Below are 15,619 nucleotides of genomic sequence, written 5' to 3' on the forward strand. Positions count from 1 at the left end.
CGTAACAAGGAGATAAAAATGCTATCAAAACATTACCGCTGGGGTGCCGTTGCCGTTCTGTCTTTCTCACTGACCGGACCGGCACTGGCCGCAGAGAAAATCACCGTGTTTGCTGCGGCTTCACTGACCAATGCGTTGCAGGAAATCGGCACGCAATATCAGAAGCAGACCGGCGTTGAAGTGGTGTCATCTTTTGCCTCTTCGTCCACGCTGGCACGCCAGATAGAACAGGGCGCGCCAGCGGATTTGTTCATCTCTGCCGACCAGCAGTGGATGGATGATGCGGTGCAGAAAAAGAGCGTGATCGACAACACGCGCTATACCCTGCTGGGCAATGATCTGGTGCTGGTGGCTCCGCGCAGCAACAGCGCTAAAGAAGTCACCATCAATGAAAAAACCGACTGGAAAAGCCTGCTGAAAGGCGAGCGTCTGGCAGTGGGCGATCCGGACCATGTACCGGCCGGGATTTACGCCAAAGAAGCATTACAGAAACTGGGCGCGTGGGACACCTTAGCGCCAGTGCTGGCACCGGGCAATAGCGTGCGTGCGGCGCTGGCGCTGGTCGAACGTAATGAAACGCCTTACGGCATTGTTTACGGTTCTGATGCGGTCGCCAGTGATAAAGTCCAGGTTGTCGGTCGTTTCCCGGAAGATAGCCACAAACCGGTGGAATATCCGATGGCGATTGTCAAAGAACATCAACGTGCGCCGGTTGAGGCCTTCTACAAATATTTGCAGGGGCCGGAAGCCGCCGCAGTGTTTAAACAGTATGGATTTACGCCGAAGAAATGATACTGAGTGATCCTGAATGGCAGGCGGTGTTTCTCAGCCTGAGAGTCTCCTGCGTGGCGGTGCTGTGCAGCCTGCCGTTTGGCATCCTGATGGCCTGGATTCTGGCACGCTGCCAGTTTCCAGGCAAAACCCTGCTGGATAGCCTGATCCATCTGCCACTGGTGCTGCCACCCGTGGTAGTGGGCTATCTGCTGCTGATTTCCCTCGGACGCCGTGGCTTTATCGGCCAATGGTTGTATGACTGGTTCGGTATCAGTTTTGCCTTTAGCTGGCGCGGTGCGGTTATTGCCGCGGCGGTAATCGCGTTTCCGCTGATGGTGCGGGCGATTCGCCTGGCGCTGGAAGGCGTCGATACCCGGCTGGAACAGGCGGCGCGCACCCTGGGGGCGGGGCGCTGGCGCGTATTCTTCACCATCACCTTACCCCTGACATTTCCTGGCATTATCGTTGGCACGGTACTGGCCTTTGCCCGCTCGCTGGGCGAATTTGGTGCCACCATCACCTTTGTCTCCAATATTCCTGGCGAAACGCGCACCATTCCCTCAGCAATGTTTACCCTGATTGAAACACCCGGGGCGGAAAATGCGGCGGCACGGCTGTGTGCGGTGGCGATTCTGCTGGCGCTGCTGTCGCTGGTGGCCTCGGAACTACTGGCCCGCTGGGGCCGCAAGCGGCTGGGGGTTTAATGCTGACCCTTAATTTTTCCCAGCAACTGGGCAATCACCAGCTGGAAGTGGATGTCGATATTCCAGGCAAAGGCATCACCGCCATTTTTGGCGTGTCCGGTGCCGGTAAAACCTCGCTGATCAACGCCATCGGTGGTTTAACGCAGCCGCAACGCGGGCACATCAAACTGAACGAGCGGCTGTTATTTGATGCCGAATCCAGCCTGAACCTGCCGCCTGAGAAGCGTCGTATCGGTTATGTGTTTCAGGATGCGCGCCTGTTTCCGCATTACAGCGTGCGCGGCAATCTGCAATACGGCATGGCCGCCACGATGAAGCCGCAGTTTGACAGCCTGGTGGCGTTGCTCGGTCTGGAACCGCTGCTGCGGCGTGCGCCATCTTCTTTGTCGGGCGGTGAGAAACAACGCGTGGCGATTGGTCGTGCACTGCTGACCGCACCGGATATCCTGCTGATGGATGAACCGCTGGCTTCGCTCGATCTGCCACGCAAACGTGAGCTGATGCCTTATCTGCAAAAGCTGGCGAAGCAGGTGGATATTCCGCTGTTATATGTGTCACACAGCCTCGACGAAATCCTGCAACTGGCGGATAACGTGCTGGTGCTGGATAGCGGCAAAGTGAAAGCCTTTGGTTCGCTGGAGAAGGTATGGAGCAGCGCGGCCATGCGTCCGTGGCTGCCGGTGAGCGAACGCACCAGCGTGCTGCGGGTGCAGGTGCTGGAGCAGCATCCCGATTACCCAATGACCGCACTGTCGCTCGGCGATCAACATATCTGGGTAAGCCGGGTTAATCAGCCGCTGAAAACCGTGTTGCGCATTCGTATTGCGTCAGCCGATGTCTCACTGGCATTACAGCCGCCGCAAAACACCTCGATCCGCAATATCCTGCCCGCGCAGGTGGTGGAGTTGCTGGAGATTGATGATCAGGTGGAAGTGAAGCTGCGTATCGGCATCAGCGAATTGTGGGCGCGTATCTCGCCGTGGGCGCGGGATGAGCTGGGCATCCGGCCAGATCAGTGGCTGTATGCCCAGATTAAAAGCGTCTCAATTACCGCCTGATTCGTCGCGATTCAGGCACATCCCGTAGCGGCGCGATTTATCGCGCGGGTTTTACAGAATTTCCTGGTAAATCACTTCGGCAATGCCGGGTTCCAGATTGGTGCCAATCACCTTGCCGGCACGCGCTTTAATCGCGTCGTCGGCATTGCCCATCGCCACACCCAGACCCACTTCTTCCAGCATGCTGAGGTCGTTGTAGTTATCACCGAACGCCAGCACATCTTTCATGCTCAGACCCTGGCTCTCCACCCACTGCGCGAGGCGTTTGCCTTTGCTGTTGCCGCGCTGGGCGATATCGACCTGATCGTGCCACGACCATTCACAAGCCAGCCCCAGTTCGGCTTCGGTCTGCTCAGCGAATTGTTGTAATGCGCGCGTGTCAGAATGGGACAGCGCGAATTTCCAGATCGACTGCGCATCATGGGCCGCCTGTACCAGGCTCGGTACGTGCAGAAAGGTCGGACGCTGCTGCGGTGGCAGTGATTCCGCCCAGTTAAGCGTACGCGTGACATGGCCGGTGGGATGCTGGTAAAGCATCGCGTCATCGACATAGAGCAGGCCGTGAATGTCCTGCTGGTCGAGCATTTCAATCACGCGTACCGCCTGTGATTTCTCCAGCGGATCGGATGCCAGCACTTTTTTTGCCTGATAATCATACAAATAGGTGCCGTTGCAACAGATTGCGGGTGTATCCAGTTGCAGCGCCTGATAAAAAGGATGGATGGCACAATGGTGACGACCGGTGACGATCAACACTTTGACGCCAGCCTGCTGTGCGCGGGCCAGCGCTTCAAGGGACTCGGGCAGAATAGTTTTACGCGGGGTCAGCAGGGTGCCGTCAAGGTCAAGGGCGATTACGCGGTAGCTCATTACTCTTTCCGTCTGGGGTTACAAAGCAAACAGTCTACACCGGGCAACCGCTCTGAGACAAAAAACAGGGCACAAATGATTCCAGCGCGTCCAAATGAAACGCGCTACAGTGATACCCTTTCAGCAAGCCGAACAAGGAGAACGCATGAAACAAGTCGTGTATACCGCCAGCCCCGAGAGCCAGCAAATCCATGCCTGGCAGCTACAGGAAGATGGCGCGCTGACGTTACTGCAGGTGACGGATGTTGCTGGTCAGGTGCAGCCGATGGTGGTCAGCCCGAAGAAAGATTTCCTCTATGTCGGCGTGCGTCCGAATTTCCGTGTGCTGGCCTACCGCATCGCTGCTGATGGCACGCTGAGTGAAGCGGGTGAAGCCCCTCTGCCGGGCAGCCCGACACATATCTCCACCGATCGTCTCGGTAACTACCTGTTCTGCGGTTCCTACAACGATGCCTGTGTCAGCGTCAGTCCGATTGGTAGCGATGGCGTGCCGCAGGCCCCGAGTCAGGTGATTGGTGAGCTGGAGGGTTGCCACTCTGCCAATATTGATGTGAAAAATCAGACGCTGTTTGTTCCGGCACTGAAGCAGGACCGTATCTGCCTGTTCCAGCTGAACAGCGACGGTACGCTGACGCCGCGTCCGCAAGCGCAGGTGACCACGGTGGAAGGGGCGGGGCCGCGTCATATGGCGTTTCACCCGAATGGCAACTACAGCTATTGCGTGAACGAGCTGGACAGCACCGTAGATGTCTGGGCCTTGAGCAATGCGCATGGCGAAGTTGCACGCGTGCAGAGCCTGAACATGATGCCAGCCGATTTCACCGGCACCCGCTGGGCGGCAGATATCCACCTGACGCCAGATGGCCGTTTCCTGTATGCCTGCGACCGTACCAGCAGCATCATCACGGTGTTCAGCGTCAGTGAAGACGGTGGCCTGCTGAACCTCGAAGGTTTCCAGCCGACGGAAACGCAGCCGCGTGGTTTTAACATCGACCACAGCGGCAAGTACCTGGTCGCGGCGGGACAGAAATCTCACCATATCGAAGTGTACAAAATCAGCGACGATCGTGGTCTGCTGACACCGCTGGCGCGCTATGCGGTAGGGCAAGGCCCGATGTGGGTGGTGATTCACTCGCTGGATTAAATCCTTGCGCGATAAATCGCGCCGCTACGGGGCGGTGCGGTTTTTTGGACGGGACAGGCATCCGGCACTTGATCGTAGCGGCGCGATTTATCGCGCTGTTTTTATCTCACTGAAAATGATGCGAAAAATCCAACGCATCACGCACCGCGTCGGTGAGTTTCAAAAGCTCAGTGGCGGAAATCACATACGGCGGCATCAGATAAATTAAGCGTCCGAACGGACGGATCCACACCCCACGCTCAACAAAGAACTGCTGTAACGCCGCCATATCCACCGCCTGGTGGGTCTCAATCACACCAATCGCCCCCAGCACGCGCGCATCTGCGACGGCGGGATGGCTGCGTAATGGCAACAGCGCGGCACGCAGCTGCTGCTCAATAGCAGGCACCTGGGTGGACCAGTGGCCTTCATTAATCATGGTCAGACTTTCTACTGCCACCGCGCAGGCCAGCGGATTACCCATAAAGGTCGGGCCATGCATAAAGCAGCCTGCCGCGCTACGGCTGATGGTGTCCGCCACTTCACGGGTGGTCAGGGTGGCGGAGAGCGTCATGGTGCCGCCGGTCAGCGCTTTCCCCAGACACAAAATATCCGGCGTGATCCCGGCATGTTCACAGGCGAACAATTTACCGCTGCGGCCAAATCCGGTGGCGATCTCATCAGCTATCAGCAGCAAACCGTAGCGATCGCACAGTTCACGCACTTGTTGCAGATAACGCGGATGATAAAAACGCATGCCGCCTGCACCCTGCACAATCGGCTCCAGAATCACCGCCGCAATCTGCTGATGATGCTGCTCCGCCAGACGGGCAAAATCGGCGAAATCTTCCTCCTGCCACGCCTCATCAAACCCCAGCTGCGGTGCGGCTGCGAACAGATGCTCCGGCAGATAACCGCGCCACAGGCTGTGCATCGAGTTGTGGGGATCGCACACCGACATGGCGGCAAAGGTATCGCCGTGATAACCGCGTTTCAGGGTGAGGAATTTTTGTCGGGTTTCGCCGCGTCCCAGCCAGTATTGCAACGCCATTTTCATCGCCACTTCGACGGCGATCGAACCTGAATCGGCGAGGAATACGCATTCAAGCGACTCGGGCGTCATCGCCACCAACTGGCGACACAACGCCACTGCGGCCGGATGGGTGATGCCGCCAAACATCACGTGTGACATTTGGCTGATTTGCGCCTGCATCGCCTGATTGAGGCGAGGATGGTTATAACCGTGAATCGCGGCCCACCAGGACGACATACCATCCACCAGTTCGCGTCCATCGGCCAGCTGTAACTGGCATCCATGTGCCGCTACCACCGGGTAGCAGGGCAGTGGATTCTGCATCGAGGTATAGGGGTGCCAGATATGCTGGCGGTCAAAATCGAGGTCATCCTGAGTGAACATGGGTATTGTAAACCAAAATTAAAAGATTTAGTTTACAAGTATAACCACGTTAATCGTCAGGATGAACCCTTTTCTGGAGCGAAGCAATGGCACACCGCTGGACACTGGCACAAGCCCAGGCACTATTTGATAAACCTTTCCTTGAGCTAATGTTTGAGGCGCAACAGGTACATCGTCAACATTTCGACCCGCGTCAGGTACAGGTCAGTACACTGCTGTCGATCAAAACCGGCGCTTGCCCGGAAGACTGTAAATATTGCCCGCAGAGCGCGCGCTACAAAACCGGGCTGGAATCAGAGCGGTTAATGGAAGTGGAAGCGGTGCTGGAATCGGCGCGCAAAGCCAAAGCGGCCGGTTCCAGCCGCTTCTGTATGGGCGCTGCGTGGAAAAACCCGCACGAGCGCGACATGCCGTATCTGGAGCAGATGGTGCAGGGCGTGAAAGCGATGGGCATGGAAACCTGTATGACTCTCGGCACGCTCGACAACAGCCAGGCGCAGCGTCTGGCGCACGCCGGGCTGGATTTCTACAACCACAACCTCGATACCTCGCCGGAGTTTTACGGCAACATCATCACCACCCGCAGCTACCAGGAACGTCTGGATACGCTGGACAAAGTGCGCGGTGCCGGTATCAAAGTCTGCTCAGGCGGTATCGTCGGTCTGGGAGAAACGGTGAAAGATCGCGCCGGTTTACTGGTGCAGCTGGCGAACCTGCCGACGCCGCCGGAAAGTGTGCCGATCAACATGCTGGTGAAGGTGAAAGGTACACCATTGGCCGATAACGACGACGTAGAGCCATTCGATTTTATCCGCACTATCGCCGTGGCGCGCATCATGATGCCATCTTCTCACGTACGCCTGTCGGCAGGCCGTGAGCAGATGAGCGAACAGACTCAGGCGATGTGCTTTATGGCCGGGGCGAACTCGATTTTCTACGGCTGCAAGCTGCTCACCACGCCGAACCCGGAAGAAGACAAAGACCTGATTCTGTTCCGTAAACTGGGGTTGAATCCGGAGCATACCGCCACCACTGCCGGTGATAACGAACAGCAGTATCAGCTGAGTGAGCAACTGCTGCACGCTGATACCCCACAGTTCTACAACGCGGCGGTGTAATGAGCTGGTTGCAACGCATCGAACAGGCGCTGGCAGAGCGACGCGCCGTTGATGGCTGGCGTCAGCGCGTGCGCGTTGAGCACAACAGCGTGCGCGAACTGACGGTCGCCGGACAGCGCTATTGTCACTTTTCCAGTAACGATTATCTCGGCCTGAGCCAGCATCCGGCGGTGATTGCCGCGTGGCAGCAGGGGGCGGCGGAGTCGGGTGCGGGAGCAGGGGCATCAGGCCATGTGACCGGTTACAGCCGCCATCATGCGCAGCTGGAAGAGGAGCTGGCCGACTGGCTGGGCTATCGGCGTGCGTTGCTGTTTATCTCCGGTTTTGCCGCGAATCAGGCGGTGATCCATTTGCTGGCGGAAAAACCGGATCGCATCCTTGCCGACAAGCTGGCGCACGCGTCATTGCTGGATGCTGCCAGCCACAGCCCGGCGCTGTTGCGTCGTTTCGCCCATAACCAGCCGCAAAGCCTGGCAAAAATGCTGGCAACGCCGGTTGAGGGTAACACGCTGGTGGTGACGGAAGGGGTGTTCAGCATGGATGGTGACAGCGCGCCGCTGGCAGAGATTGCAGCGGAAACGCGGCGTGGCAACGGTTGGTTGCTGGTGGATGATGCGCATGGTATCGGCGTCACCGGCGAACAGGGGCGCGGCAGCTGCTGGCAGCAGCAGGTGCGACCGGAACTGTTGATCGTCACCTTTGGCAAAGGCTTCGGCGTCAGCGGCGCAGCGTTGCTGTGCGATGACGCCACTGCCGATTATGTTGAACAGTTTGCCCGCCATTTGATCTATTCCACGGCGATGCCTCCGGCGCAATGTTGCGCGTTGCAGGCCGCATTGCAGCAAATTCGGCAGGGTGATGAACTACGCGCGCGTCTACACGCCAACATCGCTCGCTTCCGCGCCGGTGCAGCCGATTTACCGTGGCAGCTGATGCCTTCGGACAGCGCCATCCAGCCGCTGGTGGTGGGTGAGAACAGCGCAGCTCTGGCGTTATCACAACGGCTGAAGGCGGCGGGGTGTTGGGTTAGCGCCATTCGTCCGCCAACCGTACCACCGGGCACCGCACGGCTGCGTATCACGTTAACCGCCGCGCATCACCCGGATGATATTGATCGTCTGCTGGAGGCGCTGTATGACGCTACAGGTCAATAAACAGGCGGTTGCGCAGGCGTTTGGTCGCGCAGCGCAGCATTACGAACAGCATGCTGAACTGCAACGCCAGAGCGGCGATGCGTTGCTGGCACTGGCCCCGGCCGGGTTTGGTCCGCACCTGCTGGATGCCGGCTGCGGCACCGGCTGGTACAGCCGGTACTGGCGTGACCGTGGGCGCGAAGTGACCGCGCTTGATTTGTCGCAAGCCATGCTGGATAGCGCTGCACAGCAGCACTCGGCGCAGCATTATGTGCAGGGCGATATTGATGCGTTACCGCTGCCGGATGCCTGTGTTGATGGCGTGTGGAGCAATCTTGCGGTGCAGTGGAGCAGCGATTTGCGCACCGCTTTGCAGCAGTTTTTACGCGTCACCCGACCGGGCGGCACGGTGCTGTTTTCCACGCTGTTGTCCGGCTCATTGCACGAGGTGCATCAGGCGTGGGCGCAGCTGGATGGGCGTCAGCACGCCAACCGTTTCCTCAGTGCAGCGCAGGTTGCCGCTGCCACTCACGATCTCTCGCTTAAACACCAGCAGCAGACCATTACGCTGCACTTTCCCAGCGCGCTCAGCGCGATGCGTTCACTGAAGGGCATCGGTGCAACCCATTTGCATGACGGGCGGCCGGGAGGATTGCTGACGCGCACGCAACTGGCCCGGCTGGAGCAGGGCTGGCCGCAGGATGAGGCAGGTTATCGCCTCAGCTATCACCTGATGTTTGGAGTATTAACACCATGAAACGCTGGTTTATTACGGGCACCGATACCGAAGTAGGAAAAACGGTGGCCAGTGGGGCGCTGTTGCAGGCGGCCAGTGCAGCCGGATTGACCACTGCAGGCTACAAGCCAGTGGCTTCCGGTTGCGAGGTCACCGCCGAGGGGATTCGTAACAGCGATGCGCTGGCTTTGCAGCGTTACAGTTCGCTGGCGCTGCGTTATGAGCAGGTCAATCCGCTGGCCTTTATCGAGCCAACGTCGCCGCATATCGTCAGTGCGGAAGAGGGGCGACCCATCGAATTCACTCAGCTGTCAGCGGGATTGCGCCAGCTGGAACAGCAGGCTGAATGGGTGCTGGTAGAGGGGGCAGGCGGCTGGTTTACCCCGTTGTCCGCCACCCAGACTTATGCCGACTGGGTGATCGCTGAACAACTGCCGGTCATTCTGGTGGTCGGAATCAAACTGGGCTGCATCAACCATGCGATGCTGACAGCCGCAGCCGTGCGCGCCAGTGGTTTATCGCTGGCCGGCTGGATCGCTAATGATATTCAGCCACCAGGCAAACGTCACCATGAGTATCTGGCAACCCTGCGTCAGCGTATTGATGCACCCTGCCTGGGCGAAATTCCATACCTGACGGATGACGCTCAGCAGGCAGAGTGCGGACGTTTCCTGACGCTGCCGTAGCGGCGCGATTTATCGCGCGGCTGTCATGGCGCAATAAATTGCGCCGCTACGGTTTGTGCCAAAAATAACCGGCATTATCAGGTCACCGTCAGCCATTTGTTGATGGTGACATCATCCAGCTGTGCCACTTTGCCCTGTGCCACATTACGACCCCGATGCAGCAGCAGAAAGTAGTCAGCGACGCGGCGAATAAAGGAGACGTGTTGCTCCAGCAGCAGGATGGTCAGGCCATAATCACGGTTCAGACGGCGGATTAAGTTGCCCATCTCCTCTTCGAGCCAGGGTGACATCCCTTCAGTGGGTTCGTCGAGGATTAACAGCTTCGGTTGCAGCACCAGGGCACGTGCCAAAGCCAGCTGCTGCTGTTGATCCATCGGCAGCTCGCCACTGCGCTGGTGACGCAGTGAGTAGAGCGCCGGGAACAAATCAAACACCATTTCCGGGATAGCGCGGCTGCGCTCATCCTGCGCCGCCATCAACGCAATCAGCAGGTTATCTTCCACGCTCATCTGCGAGAAAATATGACGTCCCTGAGGCACATAGCCAATGCCCATGCGTGCACGTTGCTCCGCCGGTTGCAGCAATAAGTCTTCGGGGGGCGAGCCATCTTCCTGCCATGTCATCGAGCCGCTGTTGATTGGCAGCCGCCCCATAATGCAGTTGACCAGCGTGGTTTTCCCCATCCCTGGACTCCCCAGCACGCCAGTGCAGGTGCCGGGCGGCAGATCCAGATCCACATCCCACAGAATATGGTTTTGACCGTAAAACTGATTCACCGAACGTAAACTCAGCATCTGACATTCTCCTTCCAGATAATTAGCCTGAATGCTTCCGCTCTGTGTCGTCTGGCAAACAGTCAAACACGATTCATCATTGCCACTCTCACCATCAGTGAGTTGTTACAAATGCTCTATCGATAAACCTGCAATTCTCAGGCCAGGTTGCCAATGCGATGAAAAATGCATCAATGGCGGGCAAAAATCAGGCTTAAAAGTTGAGTAACGCTTAACAATTCCACGGAGTGATAAAAAGGCTGCACTTTAGCGGTGCTGAATGCTTAACGATTCTGGTGCAGCCGATCTGGCATAAGGCAGAACCGGCAGGAATAAGTGGCCTTATTTACTGGAAATTTCATCCAGCAGACCCCCTCAGCACGGAAAAAGAATAGTTAATGCCGCGCGGGTTGTGAGAAAAATAAACGCAAAAAAAAATTTTTTCGCACGTCAGGACAAGCCGGAGAAAATTATGCACAGGCGATGGGGGCGGGGCTGCCATCAGTTATCCACTATTCCTGTGGATAACCTTGTGCATTAGAGACTGAAAACAGAGCGCAAGCGAGGAAATACGCGGCCTGCATACATTATGCTGAGAAACTGGGCTTTTTAGTGATTTTCTAATAAATCAACATGTTAGTTAAAATCAAGCCTGAGAATTATCTTGCTCGTCATCAGACTGCAATTTTATGACGCTCTATTGACAAATGTTAAAAGCATCTCCTTTCTGGGGATAACCTTGTACCACAAGGTGTTACCTGTCGTTGTTAAAATTGCACTGTGGCGAGTCGCCACGCCTCCCCGTAATCGTGCAGCATATATGTAAATATATCCAGTATTTTTTACTGGCAAATTCGCGCTGGCAGAGTAGAATTAGCAGCCTGCCCGCCGACTTCTCCAGCAGGAACCGCAAAACCATGAGTAAAGCCTTTAAACTCAACTCCGCTTTTAAACCATCAGGGGACCAGCCTGAGGCCATTCGTCGTCTGGAAGAGGGGCTGGAGGATGGCCTGGCGCATCAGACGCTGCTGGGGGTGACCGGTTCGGGAAAAACCTTTACCGTGGCCAATGTGATTGCCGATCTTAACCGGCCTACCATGGTACTGGCTCCTAACAAGACGCTGGCGGCTCAGCTTTACGGCGAGATGAAGGAGTTCTTCCCGGATAACGCGGTGGAGTTTTTCGTCTCCTACTACGACTACTATCAGCCAGAAGCTTATGTGCCCAGCTCCGACACCTTTATAGAAAAAGATGCGTCGGTGAATGAGCATATTGAGCAGATGCGTCTGTCTGCCACCAAGGCGCTGCTGGAACGGCGTGACGTGATTGTGGTGGCGTCGGTTTCGGCGATCTACGGCCTGGGCGATCCCGATCTTTACCTGAAAATGATGCTGCATCTGACGCGCGGCATGATCATTGATCAACGCAGTATTCTGCGTCGCCTGGCGGAGTTGCAATATAGCCGCAACGACCAGGTGTTCCAGCGTGGCACCTTCCGCGTGCGCGGCGAGGTGATTGATGTCTTCCCGGCCGAATCTGACGATATCGCGCTGCGCGTGGAGCTGTTTGATGAAGAAGTGGAGCGGCTGTCACTGTTTGACCCGCTCACCGGCCAGGTGGTTTCGGTGGTGCCGCGTTTTACCGTCTATCCTAAAACCCACTATGTCACACCGCGCGAACGCATCCTGCAATCCATGGAAGAGATCAAAAAGGAGCTGGTGGTACGCCGTCAGGTGCTGCTGGAAAACAATAAATTACTGGAAGAACAGCGCATTACCCAGCGTACCCAGTTTGACCTCGAGATGATGAACGAGCTGGGTTACTGCTCCGGTATCGAAAACTATTCGCGCTATCTCTCCGGACGTGGGCCGGGCGAGCCACCGCCAACACTGTTTGACTACCTCCCGGCCGATGGTCTGCTGGTGGTTGATGAATCCCACGTCACCATTCCGCAGATTGGTGGCATGTATCGCGGTGACCGCGCGCGTAAAGAGACGCTGGTGGAATATGGCTTTCGCCTGCCGTCAGCGCTGGATAACCGTCCGCTACGCTTTGAAGAATTTGAAGCGCTGGCCCCGCAAACCATCTATGTCTCGGCCACGCCGGGTAACTACGAGCTGGAGAAATCCGGTAATGAAGTGATTGATCAGGTGGTGCGTCCGACCGGCCTGCTCGATCCGATCCTCGAAGTGCGTCCGGTAACCACCCAGGTGGATGACCTGCTGTCGGAAATCCGTAAGCGCGTTGAAATCAATGAACGTGTGCTGGTCACCACACTGACCAAACGCATGGCGGAAGATTTGACCGAGTATCTGGAAGAGCACGGTGAAAAGGTGCGTTATCTGCACTCGGATATCGACACGGTGGAGCGTATGGAGATCATTCGCGACCTGCGTCTGGGTGAGTTTGACGTGCTGGTGGGGATTAACCTGCTGCGTGAAGGGCTGGATATGCCGGAAGTGTCGCTGGTGGCGATTCTTGATGCCGATAAAGAAGGCTTCCTGCGCTCCGAACGTTCACTGATTCAGACCATTGGCCGTGCTGCGCGTAACATCAATGGTAAAGCAATTCTGTACGCTGATAAGATCACGCCATCGATGGCTCGCGCCATTGGGGAGACAGAACGCCGTCGCGAGAAACAGCAGCGCTACAATGAAGAAAACGGCATCGTGCCGCAGGGGCTGAACAAAAAGATCACCGATATTCTCGAACTGGGTAAAAACGTGGTCAAAACCCGTGGCAAGGGCAAAACGGCATCGCGCACCGCCGCTGAAGCCGAGGCCAGCTACCTGGCGCTCACGCCGCAGGCGATGCAGAAGAAAATTCACGAGCTGGAAGGGCAGATGCAGCAGCACGCGCAGAATCTGGAGTTTGAAGAGGCGGCACGGGTACGCGACCAGTTGCATGAACTACGCGAGCTGTTTATCGCTGCGTCGTAATGCGCGATAAATCGCGCCGCTACGAATAACGGCGCGGGTGGCAAATTTGTAACGGCGTGATGTATCACGCCTTGTTTCAGAATGCCTGGATGGCATGCTCCAGCGCCACGCGCAGCAGCTGGCGGTCATGTCGGTATTTAATGTCGGCGGCCTCCAGCGGTTCGCGCACGATTAAACGCTCCTCTACGCCGCGAATATCCGCCGCCGGGCTGACGATCACCGCATCAATCACCCGTTTACCAATCGCTTTTTCCATGATTACCAGTTTGTCCGCCACGGTCAGGCTGGCGGCGGCCGGGCTGAGTTCCCGGCCGAGGTTGCCGATAAACACCATGGTTGCCGGGGTGCGACGCAATGCGCGCGCCATCTCTTCCATCAGCAGAATCGGCATCAGGCTGGTGTAGAAACTGCCGGGACCAATCAGGATCAAATCCGCTTCGCCAATCGCATCCAGCGCTTCACGAGTGGGGATGACGTTGGGATGCAGCATCAACTCCTGCGGGGCCTGCTTCATCTCATCAACTGCGGTTTCGCCGTACACCATATTGCCTTCGTTATCCTGGGCCACCAGATCGACGGGTTGCTCGGACATCGGAATCAAAAATGCATCCACTTTCAGCAGGTTGCGGATGATATTGATGGCTTCCAGCGGACGCACGCTGAGATGGTCAAGCGCTTTCAGGATCAGGTTGCCGAGGTTGTGACCGGCCAGTTCGCCATTGCCGGTAAAGCGATATTCAAACATCGCCGAAGCGACGCTCGGTTCGGTGATCAACTGGTTGATGCAGTTACGCATATCGCCCCAGGCAATACCGCCTTCTGAACGGCGGATGCGTCCGGTCGAACCGCCGTTGTCGGTGGTGGTAACAATACCGGTCAGACGCGAGCCAAGCGGTGCCAGCGCCGACATCACACGACCCAGACCGTGGCCGCCGCCCAGCGCCACCACACGATCCAAATCTGCCAGGGTACGATTCATGTTGCTCCTTATGACTGACGCTCAATCGTTGAGCAGCAGTTAAACTGATATGTATCAAAATCTGTCGGTTATTTTAACGTATCCTGTCGCGAAAATGCGGTGAAAAAACGTTATGTATCAATATATATAGCGAAAATCCTTAATGGAAGCGAACAACAAATCGCGCTAACATTCAGGCAACCGTGTTGCTTTGAGTCGCAACATACACTCTAGCCTGTGCACCTAAGTCTTCGGATACGGTGCCCAGGCCGCAGCCCAGAGCTGCCAGGGTGCAGAAAGAAATGACTGCATCTCCCGTATTTGGAAAGGTGTTCAGGTGTCACAACTTACAGATAGCTACGCGCGCAGCTTTTATTATCTGCGCTTGTCGGTCACGGACGTGTGTAACTTCCGTTGTACCTATTGCCTGCCCGAGGGCTACAAACCTCAGGGGACGCGCAATAAAAGTTTTCTCTCGCTTGATGAAATCCGTCGCGTGACGCGAGCCTTTGCGGCCGCGGGCACTGAAAAAGTGCGCCTGACGGGTGGCGAGCCCTCCTTACGGCGTGATTTCACCGACATCATTGCCGCAGTGCGTGAAAATGACGCCATTCGTCAGATAGCCGTTACCACTAACGGCTATCGTCTGGCGCGTGATGTTCGCGAATGGCGTGCTGCCGGGCTGACGGCCCTCAATGTCAGCGTCGATAGCCTTGATGCCCGCCAGTTTCACGCCATCACCGGGCAGGACAAGTTTCATCAGGTCATGGCGGGCATTGATGCCGCCTTTGAGGCCGGTTTTGCGCAGGTGAAAGTCAACAGTGTGCTGATGCGCGATGTCAACAGCCACAGCCTTGACACCTTTCTGCAGTGGATTCGTACCCGACCGATCCAGCTACGTTTTATCGAGCTGATGGAAACCGGGGAAGGCGGCGACCTGTTCCGCCGTCATCATATCTCGGGCGAGGTGATCCGCGACCAGCTGATTATGCAGGGCTGGCAGCGCCAGCCGCGCGGTCGGAGCGATGGCCCGGCGCAGGTGTTTCGCCATCCCGATTATCAGGGCGAGATCGGTCTGATCATGCCGTATGCCAAAGATTTTTGTGCCAGCTGCAATCGCCTGCGTGTGTCGGCGATCGGTAACCTGCATCTGTGCCTGTTTGGCGACGGCGGGGTCCCGCTGCGTGATCTGCTGGCATCCGACGATCAGCAGGACGAGCTACAGGCACGCATCGCCTACAGCCTTGGGCAGAAAAAGCAGACACATTTTCTGCATCAGGGCAACACCGGTATTACGCAAAATCTTTCCTTCATTGGTGGCTAACAAAGG

Annotated in this window: 14 protein-coding genes and 1 riboswitch; of the genes, 10 read left to right on the forward strand and 4 right to left on the reverse strand. The window is 56.8% G+C overall.

What is annotated here, in order from left to right:
• Positions 1–18 precede the first annotated feature (18 nt).
• The 3 genes from modA to modC are packed head-to-tail and all read left to right on the forward strand — an operon-like array spanning position 19 to position 2,536.
• Positions 19–792, forward strand: coding sequence for a molybdate ABC transporter substrate-binding protein (gene modA / locus AC6I8X_RS06205; RefSeq protein WP_084873557.1), 774 nt, complete (start codon positions 19–21; stop codon positions 790–792).
• Positions 789–1,478 (forward strand): molybdate ABC transporter permease subunit, encoded by a 690-nt coding sequence (modB, locus tag AC6I8X_RS06210; protein ID WP_084873558.1) that lies wholly within the window; start codon positions 789–791, stop codon positions 1,476–1,478. Before modA ends, modB begins: the two co-directional genes overlap by 4 nt.
• Positions 1,478–2,536: a molybdenum ABC transporter ATP-binding protein ModC gene (modC, locus tag AC6I8X_RS06215; protein ID WP_313682482.1), complete on the forward strand. Its 1,059-nt coding sequence runs from the start codon at positions 1,478–1,480 to the stop codon at positions 2,534–2,536. The genes modB and modC overlap by 1 nt, the downstream gene beginning before the upstream one ends.
• A 51-nt stretch (positions 2,537–2,587) precedes the next feature.
• Here modC and AC6I8X_RS06220 read toward each other — a convergent pair whose 3' ends face one another.
• Entirely contained in the window at positions 2,588–3,406 is an 819-nt protein-coding gene (locus tag AC6I8X_RS06220) for a pyridoxal phosphatase (RefSeq protein ID WP_497840738.1), read from the reverse strand.
• 145 nt (positions 3,407–3,551) lie between these two features.
• Here AC6I8X_RS06220 and pgl point away from each other — a divergent pair, with 145 nt between their 5' ends.
• A complete protein-coding gene (gene pgl, locus AC6I8X_RS06225) occupies positions 3,552–4,550 on the forward strand; it encodes a 6-phosphogluconolactonase (RefSeq protein ID WP_497840739.1) in 999 nt (332 codons plus the stop codon).
• A gap of 106 nt (positions 4,551–4,656) precedes the next feature.
• Here the strand turns inward: pgl and bioA are convergent, their stop codons facing one another.
• Positions 4,657–5,946 (reverse strand): adenosylmethionine--8-amino-7-oxononanoate transaminase, encoded by a 1,290-nt coding sequence (gene bioA / locus AC6I8X_RS06230; protein ID WP_497840740.1) that lies wholly within the window; start codon positions 5,944–5,946, stop codon positions 4,657–4,659.
• 86 nt (positions 5,947–6,032) lie between these two features.
• Here bioA and bioB point away from each other — a divergent pair, with 86 nt between their 5' ends.
• Genes bioB through bioD form a run of 4 tightly spaced genes read left to right on the forward strand, consistent with a single transcriptional unit; the run spans position 6,033 to position 9,619 of the window.
• On the forward strand, positions 6,033–7,064 hold the full coding sequence (gene bioB / locus AC6I8X_RS06235) for a biotin synthase BioB (RefSeq protein ID WP_313682490.1): 1,032 nt from the start codon (positions 6,033–6,035) through the stop codon (positions 7,062–7,064).
• Positions 7,064–8,218, forward strand: a complete 1,155-nt coding sequence (gene bioF, locus AC6I8X_RS06240) for an 8-amino-7-oxononanoate synthase (protein ID WP_313682492.1) — start codon at positions 7,064–7,066, stop codon at positions 8,216–8,218. Before bioB ends, bioF begins: the two co-directional genes overlap by 1 nt.
• A complete protein-coding gene (gene bioC, locus AC6I8X_RS06245; protein WP_313682494.1) occupies positions 8,199–8,954 on the forward strand; it encodes a malonyl-ACP O-methyltransferase BioC in 756 nt (251 codons plus the stop codon). The genes bioF and bioC overlap by 20 nt, the downstream gene beginning before the upstream one ends.
• Positions 8,951–9,619: a dethiobiotin synthase gene (gene bioD, locus AC6I8X_RS06250; protein ID WP_313682496.1), complete on the forward strand. Its 669-nt coding sequence runs from the start codon at positions 8,951–8,953 to the stop codon at positions 9,617–9,619. The genes bioC and bioD overlap by 4 nt, the downstream gene beginning before the upstream one ends.
• Before the next feature lie 77 nt (positions 9,620–9,696).
• On the opposite strand, the gene AC6I8X_RS06255 is transcribed toward bioD, so the two are convergent.
• Entirely contained in the window at positions 9,697–10,413 is a 717-nt protein-coding gene (locus AC6I8X_RS06255) for an ABC transporter ATP-binding protein (protein ID WP_299446751.1), read from the reverse strand.
• An 896-nt stretch (positions 10,414–11,309) separates the two neighbouring features.
• Here AC6I8X_RS06255 and uvrB point away from each other — a divergent pair.
• Positions 11,310–13,331, forward strand: coding sequence for an excinuclease ABC subunit UvrB (uvrB, locus tag AC6I8X_RS06260; RefSeq protein WP_299446748.1), 2,022 nt, complete (start codon positions 11,310–11,312; stop codon positions 13,329–13,331).
• A 76-nt stretch (positions 13,332–13,407) separates the two neighbouring features.
• Here the strand turns inward: uvrB and AC6I8X_RS06265 are convergent, their stop codons facing one another.
• Positions 13,408–14,310 (reverse strand): gluconeogenesis factor YvcK family protein, encoded by a 903-nt coding sequence (locus AC6I8X_RS06265; protein WP_299446745.1) that lies wholly within the window; start codon positions 14,308–14,310, stop codon positions 13,408–13,410.
• A 193-nt stretch (positions 14,311–14,503) separates the two neighbouring features.
• Positions 14,504–14,636: riboswitch (molybdenum cofactor riboswitch) on the forward strand.
• Between AC6I8X_RS06265 and moaA the strand changes: the two genes are divergently transcribed.
• On the forward strand, positions 14,627–15,613 hold the full coding sequence (gene moaA / locus AC6I8X_RS06270; RefSeq protein WP_299446742.1) for a GTP 3',8-cyclase MoaA: 987 nt from the start codon (positions 14,627–14,629) through the stop codon (positions 15,611–15,613). (Overlaps the previous riboswitch by 10 nt.)
• The last annotated feature ends 6 nt before the right edge of the window (positions 15,614–15,619 follow it).

The organism is Pantoea sp. X-Soil-TKNS-1280 (assembly GCF_059730475.1).

Bases quoted from the DNA above. Each gene is read 5' to 3' on its own strand.
- bioA (WP_497840740.1), bottom strand. From the start codon at position 5,946: ATGTTCACTCAGGATGACCTCGATTTTGACCGCCAGCATATCTGGCAC.
- bioC (WP_313682494.1), top strand. From the start codon at position 8,199: ATGACGCTACAGGTCAATAAACAGGCGGTTGCGCAGGCGTTTGGTCGC.
- AC6I8X_RS06220 (WP_497840738.1), bottom strand. From the start codon at position 3,406: ATGAGCTACCGCGTAATCGCCCTTGACCTTGACGGCACCCTGCTGACC.
- AC6I8X_RS06265 (WP_299446745.1), bottom strand. From the start codon at position 14,310: ATGAATCGTACCCTGGCAGATTTGGATCGTGTGGTGGCGCTGGGCGGC.
- uvrB (WP_299446748.1), top strand. From the start codon at position 11,310: ATGAGTAAAGCCTTTAAACTCAACTCCGCTTTTAAACCATCAGGGGAC.
- bioF (WP_313682492.1), top strand. From the start codon at position 7,064: ATGAGCTGGTTGCAACGCATCGAACAGGCGCTGGCAGAGCGACGCGCC.
- modB (WP_084873558.1), top strand. From the start codon at position 789: ATGATACTGAGTGATCCTGAATGGCAGGCGGTGTTTCTCAGCCTGAGA.
- pgl (WP_497840739.1), top strand. From the start codon at position 3,552: ATGAAACAAGTCGTGTATACCGCCAGCCCCGAGAGCCAGCAAATCCAT.
- bioB (WP_313682490.1), top strand. From the start codon at position 6,033: ATGGCACACCGCTGGACACTGGCACAAGCCCAGGCACTATTTGATAAA.
- modC (WP_313682482.1), top strand. From the start codon at position 1,478: ATGCTGACCCTTAATTTTTCCCAGCAACTGGGCAATCACCAGCTGGAA.
- AC6I8X_RS06255 (WP_299446751.1), bottom strand. From the start codon at position 10,413: ATGCTGAGTTTACGTTCGGTGAATCAGTTTTACGGTCAAAACCATATT.
- modA (WP_084873557.1), top strand. From the start codon at position 19: ATGCTATCAAAACATTACCGCTGGGGTGCCGTTGCCGTTCTGTCTTTC.
- bioD (WP_313682496.1), top strand. From the start codon at position 8,951: ATGAAACGCTGGTTTATTACGGGCACCGATACCGAAGTAGGAAAAACG.